26 protein-coding genes are annotated in these 26,620 nt (G+C 33.4%); 20 read left to right on the forward strand and 6 right to left on the reverse strand.

What is annotated here, in order from left to right; translation table 11 throughout:
• Positions 1-16 precede the first annotated feature (16 nt).
• Together pepT and GMA11_RS01630 are read left to right on the forward strand one after the other, a co-directional pair.
• Positions 17-1,249, forward strand: coding sequence for a peptidase T (gene pepT, locus GMA11_RS01625; RefSeq protein WP_163545466.1), 1,233 nt, complete (start codon positions 17-19; stop codon positions 1,247-1,249).
• A 126-nt stretch (positions 1,250-1,375) separates the two neighbouring features.
• Positions 1,376-2,122: an amino acid ABC transporter ATP-binding protein gene (locus GMA11_RS01630; RefSeq protein WP_163545525.1), complete on the forward strand. Its 747-nt coding sequence runs from the start codon at positions 1,376-1,378 to the stop codon at positions 2,120-2,122.
• Between the two features lie 159 nt (positions 2,123-2,281).
• On the opposite strand, the gene GMA11_RS01635 is transcribed toward GMA11_RS01630, so the two are convergent.
• Positions 2,282-2,776 carry an aromatic acid exporter family protein gene (locus GMA11_RS01635; RefSeq protein WP_163545467.1) on the reverse strand — a complete coding sequence of 165 codons (495 nt, stop codon included), beginning with the start codon at positions 2,774-2,776 and terminating at the stop codon, positions 2,282-2,284.
• A 186-nt stretch (positions 2,777-2,962) separates the two neighbouring features.
• Between GMA11_RS01635 and GMA11_RS01640 the strand changes: the two genes are divergently transcribed.
• The 7 genes from GMA11_RS01640 (at position 2,963) to GMA11_RS01670 (ending at position 8,597) form a co-directional block, all read left to right on the forward strand.
• Complete coding sequence (locus GMA11_RS01640; RefSeq protein ID WP_205422853.1) at positions 2,963-4,129, forward strand: ABC transporter substrate-binding protein; 1,167 nt, start codon at positions 2,963-2,965, stop codon at positions 4,127-4,129.
• Positions 4,130-4,193: 64 nt separating this feature from the next.
• A complete protein-coding gene (locus GMA11_RS01645) occupies positions 4,194-4,622 on the forward strand; it encodes a GNAT family N-acetyltransferase (RefSeq protein ID WP_163545468.1) in 429 nt (142 codons plus the stop codon).
• Between the two features lie 12 nt (positions 4,623-4,634).
• On the forward strand, positions 4,635-5,501 hold the full coding sequence (locus GMA11_RS01650) for a branched-chain amino acid ABC transporter permease (RefSeq protein ID WP_163545469.1): 867 nt from the start codon (positions 4,635-4,637) through the stop codon (positions 5,499-5,501).
• Between the two features lie 10 nt (positions 5,502-5,511).
• Positions 5,512-6,468, forward strand: coding sequence for a branched-chain amino acid ABC transporter permease (locus tag GMA11_RS01655; protein ID WP_163545470.1), 957 nt, complete (start codon positions 5,512-5,514; stop codon positions 6,466-6,468).
• Positions 6,465-7,238: an ABC transporter ATP-binding protein gene (locus GMA11_RS01660; RefSeq protein WP_163545471.1), complete on the forward strand. Its 774-nt coding sequence runs from the start codon at positions 6,465-6,467 to the stop codon at positions 7,236-7,238. The genes GMA11_RS01655 and GMA11_RS01660 overlap by 4 nt, the downstream gene beginning before the upstream one ends.
• Before the next feature lies 1 nt (position 7,239).
• Entirely contained in the window at positions 7,240-7,944 is a 705-nt protein-coding gene (locus tag GMA11_RS01665; RefSeq protein WP_163545472.1) for an ABC transporter ATP-binding protein, read from the forward strand.
• A 5-nt stretch (positions 7,945-7,949) separates the two neighbouring features.
• Positions 7,950-8,597, forward strand: coding sequence for a CBS and ACT domain-containing protein (locus GMA11_RS01670; protein WP_163545473.1), 648 nt, complete (start codon positions 7,950-7,952; stop codon positions 8,595-8,597).
• 57 nt (positions 8,598-8,654) lie between these two features.
• Here the strand turns inward: GMA11_RS01670 and GMA11_RS01675 are convergent, their stop codons facing one another.
• A complete protein-coding gene (locus GMA11_RS01675; RefSeq protein WP_163545474.1) occupies positions 8,655-9,422 on the reverse strand; it encodes an epoxyqueuosine reductase QueH in 768 nt (255 codons plus the stop codon).
• Positions 9,423-9,534: 112 nt separating this feature from the next.
• Positions 9,535-10,992, reverse strand: a complete 1,458-nt coding sequence (locus GMA11_RS01680) for an NCS2 family permease (RefSeq protein WP_163545475.1) — start codon at positions 10,990-10,992, stop codon at positions 9,535-9,537.
• Positions 10,993-11,225: 233 nt separating this feature from the next.
• Between GMA11_RS01680 and GMA11_RS01685 the strand changes: the two genes are divergently transcribed.
• The 5 genes from GMA11_RS01685 to GMA11_RS09490 all read left to right on the forward strand — a co-directional run bounded on the left by GMA11_RS01685 (position 11,226) and on the right by GMA11_RS09490 (position 15,330).
• Positions 11,226-11,987 carry a TatD family hydrolase gene (locus GMA11_RS01685; RefSeq protein WP_163545476.1) on the forward strand — a complete coding sequence of 254 codons (762 nt, stop codon included), beginning with the start codon at positions 11,226-11,228 and terminating at the stop codon, positions 11,985-11,987.
• Entirely contained in the window at positions 11,984-12,550 is a 567-nt protein-coding gene (gene rnmV / locus GMA11_RS01690; RefSeq protein WP_163545477.1) for a ribonuclease M5, read from the forward strand. Before GMA11_RS01685 ends, rnmV begins: the two co-directional genes overlap by 4 nt.
• Positions 12,543-13,427, forward strand: coding sequence for a 16S rRNA (adenine(1518)-N(6)/adenine(1519)-N(6))-dimethyltransferase RsmA (rsmA, locus tag GMA11_RS01695; RefSeq protein ID WP_163545478.1), 885 nt, complete (start codon positions 12,543-12,545; stop codon positions 13,425-13,427). Before rnmV ends, rsmA begins: the two co-directional genes overlap by 8 nt.
• A gap of 75 nt (positions 13,428-13,502) precedes the next feature.
• Positions 13,503-14,189, forward strand: a complete 687-nt coding sequence (locus GMA11_RS01700) for a response regulator transcription factor (protein ID WP_163545479.1) — start codon at positions 13,503-13,505, stop codon at positions 14,187-14,189.
• Positions 14,131-15,330: a HAMP domain-containing sensor histidine kinase gene (locus GMA11_RS09490; RefSeq protein WP_163545480.1), complete on the forward strand. Its 1,200-nt coding sequence runs from the start codon at positions 14,131-14,133 to the stop codon at positions 15,328-15,330. The genes GMA11_RS01700 and GMA11_RS09490 overlap by 59 nt, the downstream gene beginning before the upstream one ends.
• Before the next feature lie 400 nt (positions 15,331-15,730).
• Here GMA11_RS09490 and GMA11_RS01710 read toward each other — a convergent pair whose 3' ends face one another.
• Both GMA11_RS01710 and yihA read right to left on the reverse strand, forming a co-directional pair.
• The gene (locus GMA11_RS01710) at positions 15,731-16,987 is read right to left on the reverse strand and encodes a S1C family serine protease (protein ID WP_163545481.1); all 1,257 of its coding nucleotides are present in this window, start codon (positions 16,985-16,987) and stop codon (positions 15,731-15,733) included.
• An 80-nt stretch (positions 16,988-17,067) separates the two neighbouring features.
• Positions 17,068-17,667 (reverse strand): ribosome biogenesis GTP-binding protein YihA/YsxC, encoded by a 600-nt coding sequence (gene yihA / locus GMA11_RS01715; RefSeq protein ID WP_163545482.1) that lies wholly within the window; start codon positions 17,665-17,667, stop codon positions 17,068-17,070.
• A gap of 75 nt (positions 17,668-17,742) precedes the next feature.
• Between yihA and GMA11_RS01720 the strand changes: the two genes are divergently transcribed.
• The 6 genes from GMA11_RS01720 to GMA11_RS01745 all read left to right on the forward strand — a co-directional run bounded on the left by GMA11_RS01720 (position 17,743) and on the right by GMA11_RS01745 (position 25,055).
• Positions 17,743-18,603, forward strand: a complete 861-nt coding sequence (locus GMA11_RS01720; RefSeq protein WP_163545483.1) for an MATE family efflux transporter — start codon at positions 17,743-17,745, stop codon at positions 18,601-18,603.
• A 3-nt stretch (positions 18,604-18,606) separates the two neighbouring features.
• Positions 18,607-19,092: an MATE family efflux transporter gene (locus tag GMA11_RS01725; protein ID WP_370516564.1), complete on the forward strand. Its 486-nt coding sequence runs from the start codon at positions 18,607-18,609 to the stop codon at positions 19,090-19,092.
• 50 nt (positions 19,093-19,142) lie between these two features.
• Entirely contained in the window at positions 19,143-21,206 is a 2,064-nt protein-coding gene (locus GMA11_RS01730; protein WP_163545485.1) for a DNA topoisomerase 3, read from the forward strand.
• A 238-nt stretch (positions 21,207-21,444) separates the two neighbouring features.
• The gene (locus tag GMA11_RS01735; RefSeq protein WP_163545486.1) at positions 21,445-21,786 is read left to right on the forward strand and encodes a hypothetical protein; all 342 of its coding nucleotides are present in this window, start codon (positions 21,445-21,447) and stop codon (positions 21,784-21,786) included.
• A 90-nt stretch (positions 21,787-21,876) separates the two neighbouring features.
• Entirely contained in the window at positions 21,877-22,539 is a 663-nt protein-coding gene (locus tag GMA11_RS01740) for an ABC transporter ATP-binding protein (RefSeq protein ID WP_163545487.1), read from the forward strand.
• A 53-nt stretch (positions 22,540-22,592) separates the two neighbouring features.
• Positions 22,593-25,055 carry a hypothetical protein gene (locus GMA11_RS01745; protein ID WP_163545488.1) on the forward strand — a complete coding sequence of 821 codons (2,463 nt, stop codon included), beginning with the start codon at positions 22,593-22,595 and terminating at the stop codon, positions 25,053-25,055.
• 53 nt (positions 25,056-25,108) lie between these two features.
• Here the strand turns inward: GMA11_RS01745 and zwf are convergent, their stop codons facing one another.
• Positions 25,109-26,536 carry a glucose-6-phosphate dehydrogenase gene (gene zwf / locus GMA11_RS01750; protein WP_370516565.1) on the reverse strand — a complete coding sequence of 476 codons (1,428 nt, stop codon included), beginning with the start codon at positions 26,534-26,536 and terminating at the stop codon, positions 25,109-25,111.
• Between the last annotated feature and the right edge of the window lie 84 nt (positions 26,537-26,620).

Below are 26,620 nucleotides of genomic sequence, written 5' to 3' on the forward strand. Positions count from 1 at the left end.
ATAAGAGGTGATTGAAATGTATCCTAATTTACTAGAGCGTTTTATTCGCTATTGTCGTATAAACACACGTTCAGATGCGAAAAGTACAAGTGTCCCAACAACACAAGTGCAAGTTGATTTTTTAATGCTATTAAAAAAAGATTTAGAAGATATGGGTTTAGACGATATTTTTTATAATGAAAAAAATGGTTTTTTAACAGCTACTTATAAAGGGAATGTTCCTCATGCTAAAACGATTGGGTTTATTGCCCATGTGGATACAGCGGATTTTAATTCAGAAAATGTGCAACCACGTATTCATGAACATTATACAGGTTCAGATATTGTATTAGATGAAGAAGGTCAATATATTTTATCTGTGGAAGAATTTCCAAACTTAAAAAATTATATTGGTGAAACATTGATTACGACAAGTGGGGATACACTTCTTGGTGCAGATGATAAAGCAGGTATCGTTGAAATTTTATCAGCAATCGAATTTTTACAAAAAAATCCACATATTCAACATGGGGATGTGCGCATTGCTTTTGGTCCTGATGAAGAAATTGGTAGAGGGGCCGACTTATTTGATGTGGAGCAATTCCATGCAGACTTTGCTTACACAATGGATAGTGGCACAGTTGGGCGTATGGAATATGAAACGTTTAATGCGGCACAAGCAACTATTCGCATTAAAGGAACTAGTGTACATCCTGGAACAGCAAAAGATAGAATGGTAAATGCTATGAAAGTAGCAATGGAGATTGATGGCAAATTACCACAAAAAGAAGTGCCTGAGAAAACAAGTGGCTATGAGGGATTTTATTTACTGCACAATATGACAGGGACGATTGACGAAGCAGAAATGGTGTATATCATTCGAGATCATGATAAAGAATTGTTTGAGCAACGTAAACAAAACATCATTGATATTGTGAAAGAAGTCAATGCGTCTTATGACCAAGAACGTGTGTTCATAGAAGTTTTTGATCAATATTACAACATGAAAGACATTATTGAAAAAGATATGTCGATTGTTGAGTTAGCAAAACAAGCAATGTTAGACTTAGGCATTGAACCGATTATTGAACCATTTAGAGGTGGAACAGACGGTTCAAAAATTTCTTATTTAGGATTACCAACACCAAATCTATTTGTTGGTGGTGAAAATTTCCATGGACGTTATGAATTTATTACATTAGAAAGTATGGAAAAAGCGACGTCACTCATTGTAAAAATATTAAACTTAAACACGCAAATCACTGAGTAGCGATTTGCGTGTTATATTTTATAACATGTAAAGAGATGTTCTTTTTGAGTTATCCGATAAATCAAGTATAATAGAAACAGTGATACTAGATTTCTAGTAAAAACTTACCGGAGGATGTTAAAAATGATGACAAAAAGAAGTGATTTAGTAAAAATTTCTGTTCAAAATTTAAAAAAGAATTATGGGAAATTAGAAGTATTAAAAGATGTAAATATGACGGTTACTGAAGGGGAAGTTGTATGTATCATTGGTCCATCTGGTTCTGGAAAAAGTACATTTTTACGTTGTTTAAATAAATTAGAAGATATTACAGATGGACATGTTATTGTGAATAATCAAGATTTAGTTGACCCTAAAGTAAATATCAATAAAGTTCGTGAAAATATTGGTATGGTGTTCCAACATTTTAATTTATTTCCACATTTAACTGTTATGGAAAATATTACTATGGCACCAGTTGAGTTGAAAAAAGAGGATAAAGAAACGGCAGAAAAAGAAGCTATTAAATTACTAGATATGGTTGGACTAGCAGACAAAGCAAATGTATATCCAAAATCGTTATCAGGCGGACAAAAACAACGTGTTGCCATTGCTCGAGCTTTAGCGATGAAACCAGAAATTTTATTGTTTGATGAACCGACATCAGCACTTGATCCAGAAATGGTTGGAGATGTTCTAGAAGCGATGAAACAATTAGCCAAAGATGGTATGACGATGATTATTGTGACACATGAAATGGGATTTGCACGTGAAGTGTCGGATAGAGTAATATTTATGGATGGTGGCTATATTGTTGAAGAGGGAACGCCAGAAGAAGTATTTGGTAATCCTCAACATAATCGTACAAAAGATTTTTTAAATAAAGTATTGTAAAGAGTGAAAAATCTCTATAATAAATTGTGTTGGTAGAAAAATCTACCAACACAATTTTTATATAAACGTAAAAGAGAAAAGGCGTATAAAGCCAATGTTTTAAATAATAAAAATTTGTCACTAATATTGGAAAATGTTAGTGACAAATTTGTTTATATATCATTTTGTATGAGAGGTATATACTTTTTTTGAAGGAAGTAGCCAGTCAATCACAACAGCGACGGTTGCCCCCATTGTGACGTCTAATAATCGAAACATCGCATAACCAATACTTTCTGTATAAGGTGTGTTAAAACAAATGATTAAGAATGTAGACATGGCTGTAATAATACCTTCGGGGTGTTTTGCTAGATTACAAATAACAATGACTAAAATAGCTCCTGAAAAAGCAACAAAAGCATCAACGAATACGGAACGTATAAATATTTGTTGGATAACAATAGAAAGCATCGAAACGATAACGCCCACAAAAGTACCAAATAGACGGTGTTTGCTAAAATGTAGGCTAGATGTTGGATCTGTACGTAAACAATATACTGCTGCAAGACAAGCAAGAACAGGGTTATCTCTTTTGACAAGCCAACAAATAATGACACAAAGTGCTACTGAAATAGCCGTTTTAAGTGTTCTTAATCCGATTTTAAAATGATGCATAGTCTGAAAAACTCCCTTATAATCAAACAAATTTATGTTTACTATATATGATTTAAATGTATAAATCAACCAGATGAAAAGAATATGAGAAAAACTTGTTCTTTTTTAACAAAAAGTATTGACAGAATTGTCAGAATATTCTATAATCTCTACCTATAATAACTATTTTTATTAAAGGAGAAATTTATGAATAAGAAATTATTAAGCATGTTAACTGTTGCAACATTAGCATTAGGTGCGTGTTCGACAGCTTCAAATAAAGCAACAACAAATACAGCAAATACAGAAACAGTTAAATTAGGTGCCAACTTTGAATTATCTGGAGCAGTAGCAGCTTATGGGACACCAATGTTAGATGCAATGAACTTAGCTGTTGAAGAAACAAATGCAAGTGGTGGTGTTTTAGGTAAAAAAATTGAAGTCGTTAAATTAGACAATAAATCAGATTCAACAGAATCTGCAAGTGTCGCAACAAAATTAGCGACGGAAGAACAAGTTGTAGGAATTGTAGGACCTGCAACAACTGGAGATGCGAATGCACAAACGCCAGTTATTACAAAAGCAAAAACACCAGTTGTATTACCGGCAGCAACAGGAGATAATGTAACAGTAGATCACTCAGGAAAAGTATTAGATTACGTTTATCGTGTTGCTTATAGTGATTCATTCCAAGGAAAAGCATTGGCACAATTTGCAAATGACACATTAAACTCTAAAAAAGTTGTCTTATTAAAAGACTCATCTTCTGACTATGCAAAAGGTTTGTCAGAATCATTCCAATCTGCATACACAGGAGAAGTAGTTGCAACAGAAAGTTTTGCCTCAAAAGAAACAGACTTTAACGCTGTTTTAACAAAAATAAAAGATACAGGATTAGATACTTTAGTTATTGCTGGATATTATGAAGAAGCTGGTTTAATTATTAAACAAGCTCGTGAAATGGGTATTACAGCGACAATCTTAGGTGGAGATGGATTTGCAAGTAGTAAATTAACAGAATTAGCAGGAAAAGAAAATGTTAATAAAGTATACTATACAAACCATTTCACAACATTATCAACAGACGAAAAAGTTCAAAAATTCTTAAAAGCATATAAAGAAAAATATGGTAAAGAAGCAGATGCGTTTGCAGCGTTAGCGTATGATGCAGCAGGTGTTTTATTAAAAGCTATTGAAAAAGCAGGTTCAACAGATCGTGCCAAAGTAACAGAAGCATTAGGTCAAACAAAAGACTATGAAGGTGTTACTGGTAAATTTAGTATTGATGATAAACACAATACAGTAAAATCAACGTATGTCATTGAATTAGAAAACGGTCAAGAGAAAGGTTATACAGTTGTAGAACCTAAATAATGTAAAGGTGTATAGGATAGTATCGCTAGATACTATCCTATGCTTGATTATTGGAGGAGATAGTATGTTTTATTGGACACAAGATATAAATAGCCTGATATACCAACATGGTTTAATCATTCGACAAGATGTGTTTATTAAAGAACAACAAGTACCCGAAGAATTAGAGATTGATGAATATGAATCGCTTTGTCACTACGTTGTTTTGTATAAAGATGACCAACCAGTTGCAACGGCACGTTTACTTCCAAAAACGGATGTATTGGCAAAAGTTCAACGTGTTGCGGTTGTTAAAACGGCAAGAGGTGCACATCTAGGAGAAAAGCTAATGCTTGAAGTAGAACGTTATGCAAAAATATTAGGCTTTCGTACATTAACACTTGGTGCACAAGTACATGCCATTCCATTTTATGAAAAATTAGGTTATGTCATTGATAGTGATGAATATGATGATGCAGGTATTATGCATAAAGATATGAAGAAAATACTATAAGAGGAGGATTTTATGGAACAATTAGTAAATGCTATTTCGTTAGGTAGTATTTATGCGCTCGTTGCATTAGGATATACCATGGTATATGGTATCATTCGTTTAATCAATTTTGCACATGGCGATATTTTAATGTTAGGAGCGTATATTGGTTTTGCATTAATTTCTATTTTAAAACTTGATTTTTTCAGTGCTCTAATTTTATCCATGTTAGCATGTGCAATTATTGGTGCTGTTATTGAAAGGATTGCGTATAAACCATTACGTAAATCAGCTAAAATTGCAGCATTAATTACAGCCATAGGAGTATCTTACTTTATTGAGAATATCATGATTGTACAAGTTGGAGCAGAAACAAAAGTGTTTCCAGATGTATTAGGAAAACAATCATTTCAATTATTTGGTGTAGATATTACATTGAAACAAGTACTTATTTTTCTAATTACGATTTCCTTAATGGTTGTATTGACATTGGTTATTCAACGTACAAAAATGGGGAAGGCGATGCGTGCAGTTAGTACAGACGAAGAAGCAGCACAGTTGATGGGAATAAATGTAGATAATGTGATTACATTTACATTCTTATTAGGGTCAGCATTAGCTGGAGCAGCAGGTGTGTTGGTAGGTGTCTACTATGGAGCAATGACACCTTTAATGGGTGTTACGCCAGGATTAAAAGCATTTATTGCTGCTGTTTTAGGTGGTATTGGTAGTGTGCCAGGAGCGATGTTAGGTGGCTATTTAATTGGTCTTTTAGAAACTATTGTGAATGCTTTAGGCTTCTCATTATATAAAGATGCTTTTGTATATGCTATTTTAGTTGTGATTTTAATTGTTAGACCGGCAGGTTTACTTGGTAAAAATGTAAAAGAGAAAGTGTAGGTGAATGCGCATGAAGAAACATTTAAAATTACATATTATTTGGATTGCTTTGATTGTGCTAGTTGCCCTTTTAATTGATTTTCTCATTGCACAAGGTATTATTACACAAGTATATGAACGAACATTGGTAACGATTTTTATCAATATTATTTTAGCTGTAGGATTAAATTTAGTGATTGGTATCGCAGGACAGTTTTCTTTAGGGCATGCAGGATTTATGGCGATTGGTGCTTATGCAGGTGCTATTTTAATGATGCAAGTAGACGGTATTTTAGGATTGCTTTTAGGTATGCTCGTTGGGGCTATACTTGCAGGTGGTGTTGCCGTTATAATCGGTATTCCAACACTTCGTTTAACAGGAGATTATTTAGCTATTGCTACACTTGGTGCATCAGAAATTATACGTATTATTATTTTAACATCAGATAATATTACGAATGGTGCTATTGGTATCAGCGGTATTCCAGATACAGCAACATGGTCTATTGTTTATGTGTTTGTCATTATAACAACTGTTCTTGTTTTAAATTATATTCGTAGTAGTGCAGGGCGTGCGACATTGGCTATTCGTGAAAATGAAATTGCTGCTGAAGCAATGGGCGTTCACTCACTTAAATATAAAGTTACAGCTTTTGTTATAGGTGCTATGACAGCAAGTGTTGCTGGTACTTTATATGCAAGTTATTTAGGTGTTGTTGCACCAAAAGATTTTACATTCCAAAAATCAATTGATGTGTTAATTATTGTTGTATTTGGTGGTATCGGTAGTGTTACAGGGTCTATTATTGCGGCTATTTCATTAGGTATATTAAATACGCTATTACAACCAGTAGGAGAATGGCGTACGATTATTTATGCGATTGCCCTTATTTTAGTGATGATTTTTAGACCGAGTGGTCTACTAGGACGTAGAGAATTGATGATTTCTCCGTTTTTAAATCGTCAGAAAGGAGCTAGTCAAAAATGAGTTTGTTAGAAGTAAAACAATTAACAAAAAATTTTGGTGGTTTATCTGCTGTATCATTAGTTGATATGACATTTGAGCAAAATGAATTGATTGGCTTAATCGGTCCAAATGGAGCAGGTAAAACAACTTTATTCAATTTATTAACGGGTGTATATGTACCAACAGAAGGAACAATCACGTTAAAAACAGATAAAGGTGTGGTACTATTAAATGGTAAAAAGCCTTATGAAATCAGTGATTTGGGATTAACAAGAACATTCCAAAACATTCGCTTGTTTAGTGATTTGACTGTATTAGAAAATGTTGAAATAGCTATGCATAGTAAAAAAGGTGTAGGGTTATTTGATAGCTTTTTTAGAACACCTAAATTTTATAAAAATGAAACCGATATGCAAGAAAAAGCACTGTCTTTATTGAGTATTTTTCATTTAGATGAAAAAAGCAACGTCGTTGCTAAAAATTTATCTTATGGGGAGCAACGTCGACTAGAGATTGTACGTGCTTTAGCAACAAACCCGAGAATTTTGTTTTTAGATGAACCTGCTGCGGGAATGAATCCTCAAGAAACGGCAGAGTTGACAGAGTTGATTTATCAAATTCAAAGAGATTTTAATATTACGGTTGTTTTAATTGAACACGATATGTCTTTAGTAATGTCGATTTGTCAGCGTATTTATGTTTTAGAATATGGGCGTTTAATTGCGCATGGAACGCCAGAGGAAATCAAAAAAAATCCTGATGTTATTCGTGCGTATTTAGGAGGTGAATAGTATGTTAAAAGTAGAAAATTTAAGCGTCCATTACGGAATGATTCAAGCGATAAATAATGTGTCTTTTGAAGTGAATGAAGGTGAGATTGTCAGTTTAATCGGAGCGAATGGTGCAGGAAAATCGACCACTTTACGTACTATTTCAGGGTTAGAACGTGCTTCTAGTGGACAAATTACATATTTAAATGAACCAATTCATACGATTTCTGCTAAAAAAATTGTTGAAAAGGGTATTGCTCATGTGCCAGAGGGACGTCATGTCTTTAAAGGAATGAGTGTTCAAGAGAATTTGGATTTAGGTGCCTTTTTAAGAAAAGATAAAGACGGTATTCAAAAAGATTTAAAAATGGTTTTTGAGCGTTTTCCAATTTTAGAGCAACGTAAAAATCAAGATGCATCAACCTTATCAGGTGGTGAACAACAAATGCTAGCCATGGGACGTGCGTTAATGACTCGTCCAAAATTGTTGTTATTAGATGAACCGTCAATGGGGCTTGCTCCTATTTTCATTCGTGAAATTTTCAATATTATTCAAGATATTCAGCGCTTAGGTACAACTGTCTTATTGATTGAACAAAATGCAAATGTCGCTTTATCCATTTCTGATAGAGGCTATGTACTTGAAAGTGGAAAAGTGGTATTATCAGGTACAGGGCAAGAATTATTGGCAAGTGAAGAAGTACAAAAAGCGTATTTAGGAGGTTAATAAAAATGGATGTTAGAACCTATATGACCGATAAAGTTGTGACAGCTACTGGAGATGTACGTATTTTAGAGGCACTAGATTTAATGAAAAAGCATAATGTGACACGTTTGCCCATTGTGCAAGGCAAACATGTAGTGGGTCTATTAACAGAAAAATTGATTGCGAAAAGTACACCGTCAACGGCAACAAGTTTAAGTATGCATGAAATCAACTATTTGTTAACAAAAACAACTGTTCAAGATATTATGGAAAAACATGTGATTACCATTCATCCAGATGCTTTATTAGAAGAAGCAGCTGAAACAATGCGTCAGCATCAAATTAGTGTCTTACCAGTTGTTGAAAATGATGCTTTAGTAGGTATTATCACACATTCTGATGTGTTAGAAGCCTTTGTTGATTTATTAGGATATTATAAAAAAGGCACACGTTTGACGATTGCGTTAGATGATAGAGTGGGTGAGTTTGAAAAAGTATTAGCTTTACTACGTCAAGAAAATGTTAATATTAACCAAATTGCTGTTTATCACGGTGGAGAAAAAGTGCAAGTTGTCTTACACTTAGCAAGTCAAAATGCAGATAAAGTATCTACTGTTTTAAAAGATGCAGGTTATCCAGTTTTATCAGCTATTGTCAAAGAAGGTAAAGAATAACAAACAGGAACGACTGGGGATCGTTCCTGTTTGTTTGCATAAAAAGCCAAATCAGAGCTAATCATTATCATTTTGTTTAATAAAATAAAAAGGAATGTTTTGTCTATGTTTTTCAAGTTGTTCTCTTGCGTGTTGATTTACTGCTTTTAAATCAACACCTTGTTGTTTAGCAGCAAAGACACAACCGCAATAACATTGACGATAAATGTCATATTCTTTACACATGTCAACAGAACGGCGATAACCATTATTTTTTTTGAAATCAGATGGTAAATAATGAACGGTTAAAAATGTTTCAATATTAAAGCCAACGTCATTGATGATTTGGCTATTTTTATGTGGTGATAATGTTAAAGCACTTGCGAAATAGTCAAAATCTAATTCTTTTGCTTTTTCAGCAGCACGGCTTAAGCGCATGTCATAGCAGGCATGACATCTTTTGCCACCTTCTACTTCATCTTCCATACCTTTTGCCATTTCTAAAAAACGTTTTGGATTATATTCATCCGCTAAAAATTGAACGGTATGATTGGTTCTTTGGTTGAATTGGATAATAAAATCTTCTTGCACTTGTTTACGGTAGTCATATTCTGATTTAGGATGAATATTGGAATTTGAAAAATAAATAGTGACATCTGCCACATCGGCTAAATACTCTAACACAACTGTACTACATGGTGCACAACAACTATGTATCATGATTTTAGGTCTAAAACCATGTTCTTGCCATGACTTTACCATATTTTGTAAAATGCGGTCGTAATTGATATTACAATTTTTATGTTTGGCGTTGATAAAGTTTTTCGCATTGAAAAGTTCGTCCATAATTGCTCCTTTGATATGATAACGATATGTTTGTATTTTAGTAGATAAAACCTAGTGGTGTCAATCAAATACATAAAAAAGAGAACCAACCTCATGAGGTCGGTTCTCTTTTTTAAGCAATTAAAGCTAAAATGATAAAGTTGGCAATGAATAATGCGGTAGATAACCAAACGATAGGGTGTATCTCTTTGATTTTACCACTGACACATTTCACAATAACATAGAAGATAAACCCAGCTGCGATACCATAAGAAATGCTATATGCAAATCCCATGAAAACAGATGCGAAGAATGCGGGAACGGCTTCTTCAAAGTTTGTCCAGTTAATATCTGCAAAAGAGGACATCATTAAAATACCAACGATAATTAACGCGGGTGCTGTTGCAGCTGCTGGGACGATACTTACAAGCGGAGCAGCAAGTGTGGATACAACAAATAATAATGCTGTGACAACACTTGTCAAACCTGTACGGCCCCCTGCACCAATACCTGCGGCAGATTCAACATAAGTCGTTGTATTTGATGTACCAAAAACAGCACCGATAGATGTTCCAATGGCATCAGCGAACAAAGCTTTATCCATTTTAGAACTGAAACCAGAACTATTTTCTAAAGCACGTTCATCTTCTTCAGAGAAGATACCAGTACGACGACCTGTCCCGATAAATGTACCGATTGTGTCAAAGACATCAGATAAACTAAAGGCGAAAATGGTTAGTAGAACAGTTGGTAATTTTGATGTATCTGAGAACAATGATAACAATCCTTCTGAACCAAAAGCCGCACCAAAGGTTGTACCTAATTCAGAAAAGGCTGTACCGATACCTGCAGCAAAATCAATGTGACCAACAGTAACAATACCTGTTAAAATACCGATAATGGTTGTTGTAATAATACTTACTAAAATAGCACCACGTACTTGTTTTACCATTAAAATAATTGTAAAAATAAGACCAAATAGGGCTAATAATGATGTTGGATTGGTGAATTTTACTAATTCGGGAACAATGCCACCGCCGGATACAACAGATTGAACCCCATTTACTGTTGCTGTTGCTTGATAAGGTGCGTTGTTGACAGACAAGATAGAGCCACTGTCTGATAAAAAGGCTAAAAAGTTTGCATTTTTAACACCAATATAAGCAACGAATACCCCAATTCCTGCTCCGATAGCATGTTGTAAACTTTCAGGAATAGATTTAATCATCAGTTTACGAATTTTTGTCACTGTAATCAAAATATTAAACATACCACATAAAAAGACCATAGCTAATGCTTGCTGCCAAGAAAAGCCTAAACTAAAGACAACCGTAAATGTGAAGAATGCATTTAATCCCATTCCAGGAGCTAAAGCGTAAGGAACGTTGGCAAAAAGTCCCATAATCAGCGTACTGATTGCTGAAGCAATAATTGTTGATAAGAAGACGGCTTGAGAGGGCATACCTGTTAATGATAAAATAGCTGGATTAACGAATAAAATATAAGACATAGCAAAAAATGTTGTAAACCCTGCAATAATTTCTGTTGCAACCGTCGTGTTATGTTGCGATAATTTGAAAAATTTTTCCATAATAACTCCTTTTTTATTTTAAAAAACGAATAAACAGCGAGAAAATAATAATTCTCCTGTTTAATGTTCGTGTTTTTATTTATTTTTTAACCTTATGAATAAAGTGTACAATAAAAATGACAAAAAATCAATACAAAAATAAAAAAGTGATAAAAAATGTACGGATTTTAAATTGGTAGTGTTTTAGACATAATTTATGTATAATGAAAGACAAGAATAAATGAGGTGACAATATGTTTTTTGATACACATACACATGTGAATGTAGAGGCATTTGAGTTAGATTTAGAAGAAACACTGCAAAGAGCGAACGAAAATGGCGTTACGCACTTTGCTGTTGTTGGGTTTGATACGCCAACTATTCAAAAATCTTTAGAATTGAGTGCTTTACATGATAATATATATAGCATTATTGGCTGGCATCCAACAGAGGCGGGTGTTTACACAAAAGCCATTGAGGAAAAGCTGCAACAACAGTTAATTGATAAAAAAGTTGTGGCTTTAGGAGAAATTGGCTTAGATTATCATTGGATGACAAGTCCAAAAGATGTCCAAGAGAAAGTATTTAGACGCCAAATTGCTATATCTAGAGAACATTGTTTACCGATTAGTATTCATACAAGAGAGGCAATGGAGGATACGTATCGTATTTTGAAGAGCGAAATGTTTTATGGTGGTATTATGCACAGTTTTAGTGGGACGGTTGAGGATATGTACCGTTTTTTAGATTTGGGAATGCATATTTCACTAAGTGGTGTTGTGACATTTAAAAAAGCGGTTGATTTACATGACGTTGCAAAAAAAGTACCTTTAGATAGATTGTTGATTGAAACAGATGCTCCCTATTTAGCACCTGTTCCATTTCGTGGGAAAAGAAATGAACCAAGTTATGTACGTTTTGTGGCAGAAAAAATTGCTGAGTTACGAGAGTGTAGCATACAAGAAATTGCAGAGGCAACGATGAAAAATGCAAAGGAATTGTTTAAATTAAGATGAAAGAGATAATTGTTGTTGAAGGTAGAGATGATACAAGACGATTGACCGAAGTTTTTGGAAAAATAGATACCATTGAAACGAATGGTTCCGCTATTGATGAAGAAACATTATTGTTAATTGAAAAGGCACATCAGCTACGTGGGGTCATTGTATTAACTGATCCCGATTTTCCGGGTGAAAAAATTCGGAAAATCATCACTCAAAGAGTGCCAAACGTTAAACATGCTTTTCTTCATGTGCAAGAGGCGTTGCCAAAAGGAAAAGGTAGTCTTGGTGTTGAGCATGCTAGTGAGATGGCTTTAAAAAGAGCATTACATGACGTGAAAGTAATTGTTGATGATTTTTCACATGATAATATTACAAAATCCTTTTTAATGAGATGTTCACTGATTGGGAGTGAGCAATCGGCTTATTTACGACAAGCGTTAAGTAAGCAATTAGGGATTGGGCATGTTAATGGTAAACAGTTAGAAAAAAGATTGAATATGTTTGGTATATCAAAAGAAGATGTATTAAATGTTTTAACGAAGATAGTAGAGGAAGAGAATATCAAAAATGGATAAAAAGAAAGATATAGCGACACCGACTAGAACAGCCGATATTTTAAAAAAATATGGTTTGTTTATGAAAAAGAGTTTAGGTCAGAATTTTTTGATTGAACCAAATATTTTAACGCGTATTGTTGATGTAGCAGAGATTGATGAGGACACAAATGTCATTGAAGTAGGTCCAGGAATTGGTGCGTTAACAGAACGTTTGGCACGAGTAGCCAATCATGTACTGGCTTTTGAAATAGATGATAGACTCATTCCTATTTTATCAGACACATTAAGTGAGTATCATAATGTGACTGTCTTACATCAAGATATTTTAAAAGCCGATTTAAATACCTCTGTTATAGAGCATTTAAATATGTCTAAAAAATTAAGTGTTGTTGCTAATTTGCCTTATTACATTACAACACCGATTATTATGCGTTTTTTAGAGGCTGATTTACAAATTGATACATTTGTTATGATGATGCAAAAAGAAGTGGCTGAACGTATGACAGCTAAAGTTGGAACAAAAGCATATGGCTCATTAACGATTGCTATTCAATATTATATGATGTCTGAAATTGCGTTCATTGTTCCTAAAACAGTATTTTCTCCACAACCAAATGTCGATTCGGCTATTCTTAAATTAACAAGACGACAACAACCATTGGTCAATGTTACTGATGAGGCATTTTTCTTTGATTTAATTAAATCAGCATTTGTACAACGTCGTAAAACATTGTGGAATAATTTACAGCACAGATTTGGTAAAACGGAAACGATTAAAGAATGGCTTATGACGAGTTTGAGTCAAGCCAATATAGAACCGAGTGTACGTGCCGAAGCATTAAGCATTGAACAATTTGCTACCTTGGCAAATATCATGGCATTACATAAACCTTAAAAAAAGATAAAGATAAATAAAAAACTACTTATTTCATGTTATGATATAAGTAGTTTTTTAATAAGGAGTGACACGATGCGTATTTTAGTTGTAGATGATGAAAGAGAAATTGTTGATTTATTAACCATTTATTTGCGAAAAGAAAATTATCAAGTGTCAAAAGCTTATGACGGTATGAGTGCTTTAAAAAAACTTGAAGAACATGCCGATATTAAATTGATTATTTTAGATATTATGATGCCTAAAAAAGATGGGATTTCTGTTTTAAGAGCGCTTCGAGAAGCGAATAATCATGTGCCTGTATTATTATTGAGTGCTAAAGGAAGCGACATGGATAAAATTAAAGGTTTCAATCTTGGTGCTGATGACTATGTGTCAAAACCGTTCCATCCTCTTGAAATTATGGCACGTGTAAAATTATTGTTACGTCGATATGATACACAATTACCAACGCAAGAAGATGATATACAGGTTGGGCCATTGATTATAAAAAAAGAATCTCACGAAGTGTTATTTTCAGGAGAAAATATTCCATTAACAGCACTAGAATTTGGTATTTTACACTTATTGGCAAGTTATCCTAATAAAGTGTTTAGTGCTGAAGAAATTTTTGAAAAAGTGTGGAAGCAAGAAAGTATTGTTTCTGCAAAAACGGTCATGGTACACGTTAGTCATTTAAGGGATAAATTAGAGGAAGCAACAGGTGGTGAAAAAATTGTTGAAACCGTTTGGGGTGTTGGATACAAAATATCAAAAAATTAAACATAAATGGAAACGACTAAAGGCACTTGATAAAAAGCAATTAAATCATTTAGTTGTAGAGGGTTTAATCACATTAACAGCGATTCTTTTTATTTATTTTGGATGCTTATTTTTATTTAATAAATTATTATTTCCACTACCTAATGAACCGTTTTATGCGTTACATCTTCGACAAGTATTTGGTATTACACATCAAATGATTGGGGTATATCGTCAGATTTTTACAGTGGTTATGATTTTAGGTGCTATTTGGTTTACATACTGGCGATTGAGTAGACGATATAGACAATATGAATTAAGTCATATTTTAGAAGAGTTAGATTATATTGCTTCGGGTAACTATCATCATCGTATATCAGAAGACTTATTGGGACGTATGAGAAAAGTAGCAATTAGTATCAATAAACTCGTCGATAGTACCGTATCGGCAATGGAAGAAGAACGACATATTGAACAAACAAAAAATGAACTCATAACGAATGTGAGTCATGATATTAGAACACCTCTCACATCTATTATTGGGTATTTAAGTTTGATTGAAGAATCGGATGAGATTGATGAAGAAGAATTGAAACAATACGTGCATGTTGCTTATATGAAATCTTTGCAAATGAAGCGTTTGGCAGATAATTTATTTGATTATATAAAAATGCAAGACTACAAAGAAGAATGGCAATATCAACATATTCCTATAAAAAATTTTTTGACACAAATTGTTGTGGAGAATGAATTAGAAGCATTGGAAAAAGATATGACGATTGATATTGATGTGACACCGCCCAATTTACTCGTTCAAATGAATGGAGAACAAATGGTAAGAGTGTACGATAATCTCATTTCTAATGCATTAAAATATAGTCAAGCTAAACGATTACAGCTCACGGCAAGACAAGAAAATAATGGTGTTATTTTAGAAGTTAAAAATGACGGACAAATGATTGACTCAGATGTGATGAATAAACTTTTTGTTCGTTTTTATCGAGGGGATCAATCACGTTCAAGTCAAATTAGTGGTTCGGGTTTAGGGCTAGCAATTGTAGAAAGTATCATTTTACATCATCAAGGACATATTGATGTTTATTCAACACCCTCGGAAACTGTCTTTCGCATTTGGTTACCACAAACAGTCGTTACTAAATAAAAAGTTTTTAATATAATGTTAGAACAAAAAAGATAAGCCTGACTATTATGTTGGGCTTTTTGAATATAATGGCTCTTCGTCAAATTGTGTTGGTGGATTATTTCCACCGACACGATTGATTATAGAGCAAAAAACAAAGGACAGCATCCAAATCTTGCTGTCCTTTGTTTTTGCCTATATAAGTCATGAAGTATCTATTTTTATACAATGTTTTTGTAACTATTTTACCAATTTTATATTATTTGGATGAATAAAACATTGCATATAAATAAATACATATCGAATGCTTACGCCCATACTTTACCACGTTCGTCTTATAATTTCAACTTATTTTCATTTTTTTATCATGAAAACGTTAAATCCCACATGATATGCGAACGATTCATGTGGGATTTTAGGTTTAATTCATGTTTTGGTTTGTTGTCAGTGTGACAGTGACTTTTTCGAGTTTTCCATTTCTGTAAACATCTAGTGTGACTTTTTCGCCAATTGCGTGACTATATAAATGTTTTCTAAGTGATACAGCATTTTTAATGTCTTCGCCATTCCATTTTATGATGACATCGTATTGTTTTAGACCTGCATTATCAGCAGAAGAATTTTCTTGGACTTGGCTAATTACGACACCTTCTGTTACGTTTTCTGGTAATGATAATAAACGTTTGCGTTGTGTTGTAGAAACATCAGTCATATCAACTAAACCAACACCTAAATAAGGTCTTGAAATTTTTCCTTTGTTTTCAAGTTCTTCAATAATTTTCACAACTTGATTACTTGGAATGGCAAACCCGATACCTTCTACGGATGTGTCGGAGATTTTCATGGAGTTAATACCGATGACATTCCCATTTTCATCCACTAAAGCACCACCAGAATTCCCCGGATTGATAGCTGCATCTGTTTGAATGGTTTCCATTGTCCAGTCAGGTTGTTTATCACCATTTGTATCAATATCTACGCTACGATTGACAGCAGATATAATTCCTTTTGTGACAGTAGATGCTAATTTAGAACCTAGAGGAGAGCCAATCGCAAGGGCTGTTTCTCCAACTTTTAGTTCATCAGAATTGGCAAAACTAGCTGTTGTAGACACATCGCTACTTTGAATTTTTAATACAGCTAAATCTGTTAGTTTATCCGTACCAACAAGTTCAGCTTGTACCGTTTTTCCGTTTTTTAATAATACTTCTAATTCTTGTGCGTTTTCAATAACGTGGTTATTCGTAACAATATAAGCTGTATCGCCAGATACTTTATAAATAACACCACTTCCTTCACCGGCTTTTTGTAAACCATTTGAAGCACCAGATAGACCAAATAAATTATTTTCGGTATTAGACTGATATTTTGCGATAGAAACAATAGCACCTTGTACTTTTTCAATGGCACTTGTTATAGATGTTTCTGCCTTTGGAGATGATACGGTTTTTGTAACAGATGTAACATTTGCTGGTTGCTGTGTAGGACGAGTTGTGGCTTGCTGTATATATAATCCACCCATGATAAGAGATGCCCCTAATAAACTACCAGCTATACCAGAAATCAGCCCTATTTTAATAGGAGAAGCGGTCTTTTTGTGTGGTTTTTCAACGAGTATAGGTTGTTCTTCATTTTCTATTATTTGTTCTTCTACTGTTTGTTCGTTATATTCACTCATGTGTTTACCTCCTAAAATAAGCATATTGTTTTGTATGTCTATAAAATAGCGTGTAAACCTTAAAAGATTCTGAAACGTATTTAGGCGTGATGTTCTTCTTGAATGGCTTGTGTAATACTTTCCCAAGCAGCATCTTTTCCTTCGCCAGTTTCAGCAGAAAATAAAATAATCTTATCATCATGAGAAAGCTGTAATTTTTTTCTAAAAGTGGACTCGTGTTTGTTCCATTTTCCACGAGGAACTTTATCAATTTTTGTCGCAATAATTTGGAAAGGGATATTGTAATAGTCGACAAATTCTTTCATTTGAACATCTTCAGCTGTTGGGTCATGTCTAAAATCCATGAGTAAATAGACTTTTTTTAATGTGTTTCGTTGTGTGAAATATTCTTCTAACATATGTCCCCATTTTTCACGTTCGGTTTTTGATACACGAGCATAACCGTATCCGGGAACATCTACAAAATAAAAAGAATGTTCAATATCATAAAAGTTAAGTGTTTGTGTTTTTCCTGGTTTGCTAGATGTTCTTGCTAAATTTTTACGATTGACTAATTTATTGATAAAAGATGATTTACCAACATTGGAACGTCCTGCCAAAGCAACCTCAGGATATTGTGTTGTTGGATATTGTTTTTGAGATACAGCACTAATGACAATATCTGCATAATTGACTTTCATAAGTAGCCTCCTATATTGAACTATGATACAATACATCATAGCACATAATTGCTAAAAACGCATATTGGAGGAAAGATGACGACAAAAGAATTTTATAGAGAATATATTAAAATTGTCATTCCGTTGATGTTTCAAGGTTTGGTCACGACATTGGTGGCTATGGTGGATAATTTAATGGTTGGGCAACTAGGAGATTTAGCTATTGCAGCAGTTGCCATGAGTAACCGAATTTTAGGAATAGTCCTGTTTACCTTATTTGGCATTGCGGCAGCGTCTAGTGTGTTTATTGCACAGTTTTATGGTGCACGAGATAAAGAAATGCAAAAAGAAGCCTTTAGAACATCGCTTATTTTATCATCGGGATTAGTGTTCGTATCTTTTCTTGTTTTATTATTGATACCTGAAACAGTTGTGCATTTTTTTGTACAAGATATTGAAATTGAACGCCTCGCCGTAGCGTATATTCGCATTATGATTTTAGGATTTGTACCCTATTTATTAACAATCAATTATGGAACAGCGTTAAAAGTAGTTGGACAAGTACGCTTACCGCTTGTTGCCAGTTTAAGCGGTGTTGTCTTGAATACATGTTTGAACTATGTTCTTATTTTTGGGAATTTTGGTTTTTCGGCAATGGGAGTAGAAGGTGCGGCTATCGCAACAGTTTTTGCACGACTATTGGAATTTGGTATTATTTATTATGTTGTCTATACAACAGGTTTTGATTTTAATACGAAGTTTAAAGATATTTTTAAAGTAGATAGAGCATTATTTAAAGACGTTTGTTACAAAGCTATTCCACTAGCTGTCAATGAAATTATTTGGGCATTTGGACAAGCGACTATTTTGAAATTATATGGAGTAAGAGGAAGTAATGTTATTGCAGCTTTATCTATTTCGGATACGACTACTTCTATTTTTTATTCTATTACATAAGGTATTTCAGCGGCGACACCAGTATTGGTGTCACAGCGTTTGGGTGCCGGTAAATTAGATGAGGCTTATCAGAATGGAAAAATGTTGTTAAAAACTATTGGATTTGTTGCAGCATGTTTAGGATTGATAATGTTTGGTATGAGTCATATTGTACCGAACTTGTATCAAGTATCCAAAGCATCACATGATTTAGCGGTACAAATGATACAACTAACCGGTATGTTTTTTTGGATTTATTTAACAGGTGCACAAAATTACTTTATTATGCGTGCCGGTGGCGATATGAAATCTACATTATTAATGGACGGTGGGTTTAAATGGGGAGTTACCATTCCTGTTATGGCAATATTAGCCTATTTCACACAGTTTTCAGCTATTGCTATTTTTATGTGTACACAAGTTTGTGAATTTATTCAAATGTGTGTTGGGTTACGCTTTTTCTTTAAGAAACGATGGTTGAAAAATTTAACAGTAAAAGGCAATCGGTAGTCATAATATGTGATGACTACTGATTGTTTTAGCAATATAAAGGAGTATCTATGAGTAAGACATTAGTATTGGCAGAAAAGCCGAGTGTTGCAAAAGACTTAGCGCGTGTTTTAGGAGCAACACAAAAACAAAAAGCCTATTTTGAAGGAAAAAATTATATTGTCACATGGGCTTTGGGGCATTTGATGACATTGAAATTACCCGAAGATATTGACAAAGATTGGCAAAAATGGGATATGGCAACATTACCCATGATTCCTAAAGAAATTGGTATAAAACCATTGCCTAAAACAACACATCAATTAAAAGCCATTAAAGAATTGGTACAACGAAAAGATGTGAAAGATATTGTGATTGCGACCGATGCCGGACGTGAAGGAGAGTTAGTCGCAAGATGGATATTAGCATTTGCTAAGTGTCAAAAGCCGATGTATCGTCTGTGGATTTCATCTCAAACAGATAAGGCAATTAAGCAAGGATTTGCGGCATTAAAACCGGCAAACGAGTATGATGCTTTATACCAATCAGCCATCGCTCGAGCAAAAGCTGATTGGTTGGTAGGGTTGAATGTAACACGTGCATTGACGGTGAAATATGAAGATAATCTTTCTGCCGGACGTGTGCAAACACCAACATTAGCATTGGTACGTGAACAAGAGAAAAAAATAGAAACGTTTGTACCTAAGACGTATTTTGTTGTGAATGTTCAATATAAACAGTTAAAAGCAATGTTTCAAAAGCAATTCGACACTAGAGAGGAAGCAGAACGCTTTATGGAAACAGTGAAAAAAGGTGTTGTTTTAGAGGTAAAAGAAAAAACACATGTGGAAAAAGCACCGTTACCGTACGACTTGACAGAATTGCAAAAGGAAGCGAATCAACGGTATCAATTCTCGGCTAAAAAAACATTGTCAATTGTACAAAGTTTATATGAAACACATAAAATTGTGACGTATCCTAGAACGGACAGTAAGTATTTGACAACAGATATGCAAGCAACCATGAAAGAAAGACTTCAAGCTATTGCCAAGTATGACGAACGAGCAAAAGAGTATATCAAGTTGGGCGGGAAAGTGATACAAACCGCTGTATTCCAAAACGACAAAGTTAGTGATCATCATGCACTTATTCCAACAGAACAAATGCCAAACTTGTCTAAATTATCATCTGATGAAAACAAAATTTATCGCTTTATTGTTGAGCGTTTTTTAGGTTTATTTGCACCACATCATCAAGTGAAAAGTGTGTCTATTAAAGTCCAATTTAATGACAAACAAGAATGTGTCTTTAAAGAAAACAGTGTCCTTGTTCAAGGTTGGAAAGAGCAAGAAGTCAGTCGTGTGTCTGTGGACGTAAAACAAGGCGATATACTATATGTTCAAACGAACTGCGAGAAAAAAGTCACTACCCCTCCGAGTGCTTTGTCAGAGGGAACATTATTGGGTGCTATGGAAAAACACAGTTTAGGTACACCAGCAACACGAGCAGAAATTATTGAAAAATTGATTAAATCTGACTTAATGGAAAGACAAGCCGTGACATTGAGAGTAACACCTAAAGGAAAACAGTTGTTACAACTTGTTAATCCTTCTCTTGTGACACCGACTTTAACAGAGCAGTGGGAAAAATCTCTTGAAAAAATTGCCCATGGCAAAGAGCGTTCAGACAGCTTTTTAAAAGATATTGAAAAAAGTACACGACATCTAGTAGAGGAAATTAAGGGGAGTGAGGTTGCTTACAAAGATTTCACGATTACGTCCAAAAAATGCCCAGAATGCCAATCTTTGTTGCGTGAACGTAATGGAAAAGATGGCAAGCGTTATGTATGTACGAATGCTGAATGTTCATACCAACGACGTAAAGACCCTAAAGTATCCAATCATCGTTGTCCACAATGCCATAAAAAAATGGAAATCATTGACGGTAAAAATGGAGCATTTTTCAAATGTAAATTCTGTTCCATTACAGAAAAACTAGAAAATAAATCACAACGTCAACAAAAATTAAGCAAACACGAAGAAAAAAGATTGTTACAAAAAATCAATGCTAAACAAGAAACTGTTGAAAGTCCATTTGCTGTGTTAAAGCAATTAGCGAATGATAAGGTAGAGTAATCGAAAAAGAGCGAACCCATAGATAGTGGTTCGTTCTTTTTTGTTCAAAAAACTCTTTTTGTATATAGGGGGAGGTTGTTGAATCCGAGGGATTTTGAGGATATTTTATCTGTTTTAAGGATATAATATTATTTTTATAGATATAATATTGGAGCCATTGACAATTTTTGGATAATTTTATAATATTATTATAATGACTTTTCGCTTTATTTGCTTTCTAACATAAGGAGGAGAAAGAATGAAAAGTAAAAAAATGATATTAGGTGTTGTGATGTTAGCGTGTTTGTATGGTGTATCTACGGTAGATGCAGCTAGAGGGAATCTGACATGTGTTCATGGTGAAGAAAACGGGGAAGCAATGGCAGAGATTATTTCTACACATACAGAGGCTAGCAAGAGAATTGACATGCAACTAGTTTTTGATGATGGTTCAACAGGATATCCAAAAGGAGAAGCTAGAGATGTATCTAGATATAAATTAAAATCTGGTTTTAATTTTTGGAAACATGGCAGAAGTACAGCTGATTATTATGTTAACGGTGTACATGTTCATACAACAACAGAAACATATGCATTTTGATTTTTAAAATGTAAACGGATTAACTAGGGTGTAAACTTTTTAAGTGAGAGCATTGAAAGTAAAGGGTTTAAATTTTTGGGAGGGGATCTTATGCTTGTTTTAGAGAATATTGATGTATCAGTCGGAAAAAAGGAGAATAGACAACATGTGTTAAAAGGTGCATCATTTAGCGTACAAAAAGGACAAATTGTAACGATTGTTGGGAAAAGTGGTTCAGGAAAAAGCACTTTATTAAAAACAATTATGGGAATGCTAGATATTGATAATGGGGATATAATATTTCATAATCAGTATTTATCTCGTTTACCACTAAAGCAAAGACGCACTTACTCACATCAACATATGTCTTTTATTTGGCAAGATTTTAAATTGGTTGAGGAAATGACTGTCAAAGATAATATTTTATTGCCATTAGTCATTCATAAAAAGAAAATAGATACGACATTTTTTCATCATGTTGTTAAAACAATAGGGATTGAGCATCTTTTAAATAAATATCCCCATACTATTTCTGGTGGAGAACAACAAAGATGTGCAATTGCACGTTCTATTCTGTATAAGCCTAAATTAATATTAGCAGATGAGCCAACGGGTGCGTTAGATAGTCAAACGTCGAATGATATTGTGACTTTATTTTATCAAAGCCTTAAACAATTTGCCGATATGGTCATTATTGTGACACACGACAAAGATCTTGCGAGAATTGGTGATAAAAAATTGATGTTAATAGACGGAAAGGTTGTTGACCTATGAACCTTTTTAAAATTGTTTTAAAATCATGTCATATAAGAAATAAAGCATTTATAATGATTGTGATAACGTTAACATTTATTTTCGCTAGTATGGTGTCTATTGTTTCTGTAACGAATATTTATTTGAATGAAACGCAAAAAGCAAAAGAAAGCGTGTATGGTTCTTTTACAGATATTATTTATAAAGAACATACAAATGGGGACTTTGATTTAAATGAGCGTTATGGTCGTTTTTATATATCAAAATTACAAAACAATGGTCAAAGTGTTACGTATATAGGTGTTTTAAATGATAAGGCAAAAATATTGTCTAAGTTGAAAATAAAGAATATATCGTTACAAGAGAATGAAGTGATTGTTACTCGATCATTTGCGAAAGAAAATGAGTTAAATAAACAAGATAAACTCGTCATAAAAGGATATTCACTTGTTGTGAAAGACATTATAGATGATTATGGTATGCTTTGGGTAAAAGGTGAGGAAGAAGTACGGAAAGGGTATCATGAACCTAATGTACTTGTGTCACCAAATGTATTTTCTGAATTGAAAAGTAGTATCGTTTTTAGTGTAACTTTAGAAAAATTCAATGGACAACCGAGTGAACAGTGGCTAGATTTGGAAGGTAATCATTATCATAATGTGTTTATTGATAAACAGAATACCACCGCTATTTATTACTTCCCAAGTTTTTTTGAAAAACTTTTATCGATTATTTTTTCGTTTATTGTATTTACGCTAATAAAAGTTTATCAATCATCTGCACGCAAAAAATATCATGTATATGATTTAATGGGAATGAATACAAAATATATTGGCATGACGTGTGTTATAGAAACTATTTATATGGTATGTCTAGCAATGGTTTTAGGTTTAACTTTTTCATTTGTTTTTTCATCATGTTTATTAAGTCTTGTTTTTAAAAAAGTATTTTTTGTACCTGTTGATTATTTAATTATTTATATAGGGAAATACATGATATTGATGAGCATCATGTGCTTATTCTCTTTTTTATTTTTACCAATATTTACAAAAAAAGAAAGACGAGTAAAACGTCAATCTCATCAATTCTTTTTTATAAAAGGGACAAAACGGTATATGGTGTTTGCAGGAATGTTTAGTATCTTGCTTGTTTTTTTAGTGAGTTTAATGACAACTTATTTTCAAGCAGTCAATAAAGGAGTTTTATCAAGTGATGCATACGGAAAAATGACAGATCATTTTGATTATGAATTTTCAATAAAAAAACAGAATAATATAGTAAATAAGACTTATTATCATCAAGAGTGGCATGAGGCAAGTCAGCATTCTGATTGGATTTTGCAATATTATCGTGATACAGGTGAATTGGAAAAATTAGCTAAAAATATTAAAAGTAGTTTTCCAAATGCACAAGAAGATATCTATCAAGAACTATCTTCTGTTTATTTAGTCAATAAGGATAATGTATTTAATCAACCGTATATTGAAAGATTATACGTGGATAAAGTATTAGAAAATAATCCGTTCTTTACGTCTTTACTAGATGAAAATAGAAAAATATTACGTATTTCTTTAATCACGTATCCAGATGATACAATTAAAGAACTATCTTCTTTTTTTAATAAAGAGGTTGATGTAGATAGTGTTTTATCGGGAGAGGAAGCTTTAGTTGTAGCACCTGCTTATGAATATTTTGAGGAGAGAATAAAAGATGGAAATATTGTGAATAGATTTTCAAAACCGATTGATGCAACTCACTCGAATGCGACATTAGATACAAAAATTAGTAAAGAAAGTATTTTAGAAACAGTATTTTTATCGTCTTCTAGTTCGGTATATGGACGCCTTTCAACACAAGAAGCAAAAGATATTTTTAAAGTACATAAAGTGCCAATTACTGTTGCAGGGGTTGTTTATAGACAAATTGGTTGGTTTACACTTGAGGAAATGAGTGCTCCGTATCGCTTAATTGTTTCTCATGCTTTTATGGAAAAGCACCATTTACCACAATATATGACACGCTTAAGGGTGCGTATACCAGATAAAGAGTATGAACATGTGAATAGTCAAATAAGAAACTTTATGAGTGGATATAAGGATATTGATTTTATTGATCAATTTGAAAAATTAAAAATCTTTAAAGAATATAGTATTCTTCAACAAAGTTTTAATATATTGATTGTTATTATGTTTGTTACATTGATAACGCTTATTCTGAATAGTTTTATTCAAAGTTTTTTCATACATCATCAACAAAGATATAGTATCTATGTTTTATTGGGGTTATCTGATAAAAAACTCGTGATGATATGTTTTTTACCGATGTGTTTAAGCATTCTTTTATCTAGTATCATTACATTTGGATTAGTATTATTTTTGACTGCCGGTCCAGTAGTGTGGTGGACTGTTAAAATGATATTAGAATTTGTATGGAATGTAGGAATACCTTATCTTATAATTATCGTTATTTTATGGATTATCACATGGATTCAAACCAAACGTTTTATGAAACAAGTACATACATATTATTCAGAATAATATTAAAACGATAATAAAAAGACGACAGTATCATCATGCTGTCGTCTTTTTCGTTATTGATTTATCCAATGAAATCCGTCTTTTTCTAGTAGTTGGATGCTTTCAATAGGTCCCATGCTACCAGCAGTATATGTTGGTATGTTTGATTGTGTGTCATTGTCCCATGCGTGACGAATGCGGTCAATAAAAGCCCACGATAATTCAATTTCTTCACGGTGTGCAAAGTTTGTCATATCACCATGTAAGCATTCTAAAATCAAACGTTCATACGCTTCGGGAGCATTTTGTTGCGTATAGGTTTTTGTTAAGTCAATCATTTGGATATGATGTGATAATCCTTGTTCTTTTGTATTGATAAATAGACGTATTTGTTCTTCGGGTTGTATATGAATACTTAATAGATTACCTGCAACTTCTGGGCTTGTTGGTTTAAATTGGATATGTACACTCGTGTCTTTATGTGACAGACGTTTCCCAGTACGAATGTAAAAAGGAATGTTTTTCCAACGTGCGTTATCAATGAAAATTTTTCCTGCTACGAATGTTTCCGTACGTGTGGATGCATCAATATCTGGTTCTTCTTTGTATCCGATAATATCATCATTGCCAATGTATTGTGCACGAACAAAATGTTCTTTAATGGCATTTTCATCATACATACGAAGATGACGCAAAACAGAAGCTTTTTCTTCTCGAATATTTTCCCCATTTAATGTTTCGGGTAGTTCCATGCTTAATAACGATAAAATTTGGAAAATATGATTTTGTACCATATCTCGTAAAGCACCACTTTTATCGTAATAGCCAGCACGGTCTTCAAAGCCAACGGATTCAGCTAAGGTAATTTGAATATTGTCGATGTATTCAGCATGCCAACAAGCTTTTAATAGTGCATTATGGCAGCGTAAAGCGGTAATGTTTTGTACCATTTCTTTGCCGAGATAATGGTCGATACGGAATATTTGATTTTCATCAAATGTTTGAGTGAGTTGATTGTTTAACTCAATAGCCGTTTGTAAATTATGTCCAAATGGTTTTTCAATAATTAAACGATTAAACCCATTTGATGTTAACAAATGTTGCGTTTTAATATGTTGAGCAATCGTACCAAAAAAGTTTGGAGCAACAGATAAATAGAACACACGATTACCCAATGTGTGATATGTCGCATCTAGTGTATCTGCCAAATGTTTTAGTTGATCATAATGTTGTGTATGTTCGACGTTATGTGATAAATAGTAGAAATGGCTTGCGAATGCTTTTTTTTCTGCATCATCATTCGATAATTGTTGAATGGATTCTAAAACAACTTCTTGATAGTAATCATTACTCCATTCACGACGTGCTGTTCCTATAACGGCAAACGAGTTTTTTAAATGTCCTTTTTTAAAAAGGCGGAACAAGGCTGGATATAGTTTGCGTTTTGCCAAATCACCCGTTCCACCAAAGATAGTGATTAAAACAGGTATTTCTTGAATAATGGTCATAGTGTTCCTCCATAAATAATGTACGCTTTATTATACTAATGCGACGTATTTGTTGCAATGAAAAAGCAAGGGTTTTAT

This window comes from Granulicatella sp. zg-ZJ, assembly GCF_010892355.1.
In the GTDB taxonomy this organism is placed as follows: Bacteria; Bacillota; Bacilli; order Lactobacillales; family Aerococcaceae; genus WM01.

Excerpts from the sequence above, each read along its gene's own strand:
- pepT (WP_163545466.1), top strand. The coding sequence starts at position 17 with ATGTATCCTAATTTACTAGAGCGTTTTATTCGCTATTGTCGTATAAAC.
- GMA11_RS01630 (WP_163545525.1), top strand. The coding sequence starts at position 1,376 with ATGACAAAAAGAAGTGATTTAGTAAAAATTTCTGTTCAAAATTTAAAA.
- GMA11_RS01635 (WP_163545467.1), bottom strand. The coding sequence starts at position 2,776 with ATGCATCATTTTAAAATCGGATTAAGAACACTTAAAACGGCTATTTCA.
- GMA11_RS01640 (WP_205422853.1), top strand. The coding sequence starts at position 2,963 with ATGAATAAGAAATTATTAAGCATGTTAACTGTTGCAACATTAGCATTA.
- GMA11_RS01645 (WP_163545468.1), top strand. The coding sequence starts at position 4,194 with ATGTTTTATTGGACACAAGATATAAATAGCCTGATATACCAACATGGT.
- GMA11_RS01650 (WP_163545469.1), top strand. The coding sequence starts at position 4,635 with ATGGAACAATTAGTAAATGCTATTTCGTTAGGTAGTATTTATGCGCTC.
- GMA11_RS01655 (WP_163545470.1), top strand. The coding sequence starts at position 5,512 with ATGAAGAAACATTTAAAATTACATATTATTTGGATTGCTTTGATTGTG.
- GMA11_RS01660 (WP_163545471.1), top strand. The coding sequence starts at position 6,465 with ATGAGTTTGTTAGAAGTAAAACAATTAACAAAAAATTTTGGTGGTTTA.
- GMA11_RS01665 (WP_163545472.1), top strand. The coding sequence starts at position 7,240 with ATGTTAAAAGTAGAAAATTTAAGCGTCCATTACGGAATGATTCAAGCG.
- GMA11_RS01670 (WP_163545473.1), top strand. The coding sequence starts at position 7,950 with ATGGATGTTAGAACCTATATGACCGATAAAGTTGTGACAGCTACTGGA.
- GMA11_RS01675 (WP_163545474.1), bottom strand. The coding sequence starts at position 9,422 with ATGGACGAACTTTTCAATGCGAAAAACTTTATCAACGCCAAACATAAA.
- GMA11_RS01680 (WP_163545475.1), bottom strand. The coding sequence starts at position 10,992 with ATGGAAAAATTTTTCAAATTATCGCAACATAACACGACGGTTGCAACA.
- GMA11_RS01685 (WP_163545476.1), top strand. The coding sequence starts at position 11,226 with ATGTTTTTTGATACACATACACATGTGAATGTAGAGGCATTTGAGTTA.
- rnmV (WP_163545477.1), top strand. The coding sequence starts at position 11,984 with ATGAAAGAGATAATTGTTGTTGAAGGTAGAGATGATACAAGACGATTG.
- rsmA (WP_163545478.1), top strand. The coding sequence starts at position 12,543 with ATGGATAAAAAGAAAGATATAGCGACACCGACTAGAACAGCCGATATT.
- GMA11_RS01700 (WP_163545479.1), top strand. The coding sequence starts at position 13,503 with ATGCGTATTTTAGTTGTAGATGATGAAAGAGAAATTGTTGATTTATTA.
- GMA11_RS01710 (WP_163545481.1), bottom strand. The coding sequence starts at position 16,987 with ATGAGTGAATATAACGAACAAACAGTAGAAGAACAAATAATAGAAAAT.
- yihA (WP_163545482.1), bottom strand. The coding sequence starts at position 17,667 with ATGAAAGTCAATTATGCAGATATTGTCATTAGTGCTGTATCTCAAAAA.
- GMA11_RS01720 (WP_163545483.1), top strand. The coding sequence starts at position 17,743 with ATGACGACAAAAGAATTTTATAGAGAATATATTAAAATTGTCATTCCG.
- GMA11_RS01730 (WP_163545485.1), top strand. The coding sequence starts at position 19,143 with ATGAGTAAGACATTAGTATTGGCAGAAAAGCCGAGTGTTGCAAAAGAC.
- GMA11_RS01735 (WP_163545486.1), top strand. The coding sequence starts at position 21,445 with ATGAAAAGTAAAAAAATGATATTAGGTGTTGTGATGTTAGCGTGTTTG.
- GMA11_RS01740 (WP_163545487.1), top strand. The coding sequence starts at position 21,877 with ATGCTTGTTTTAGAGAATATTGATGTATCAGTCGGAAAAAAGGAGAAT.
- GMA11_RS01745 (WP_163545488.1), top strand. The coding sequence starts at position 22,593 with ATGATTGTGATAACGTTAACATTTATTTTCGCTAGTATGGTGTCTATT.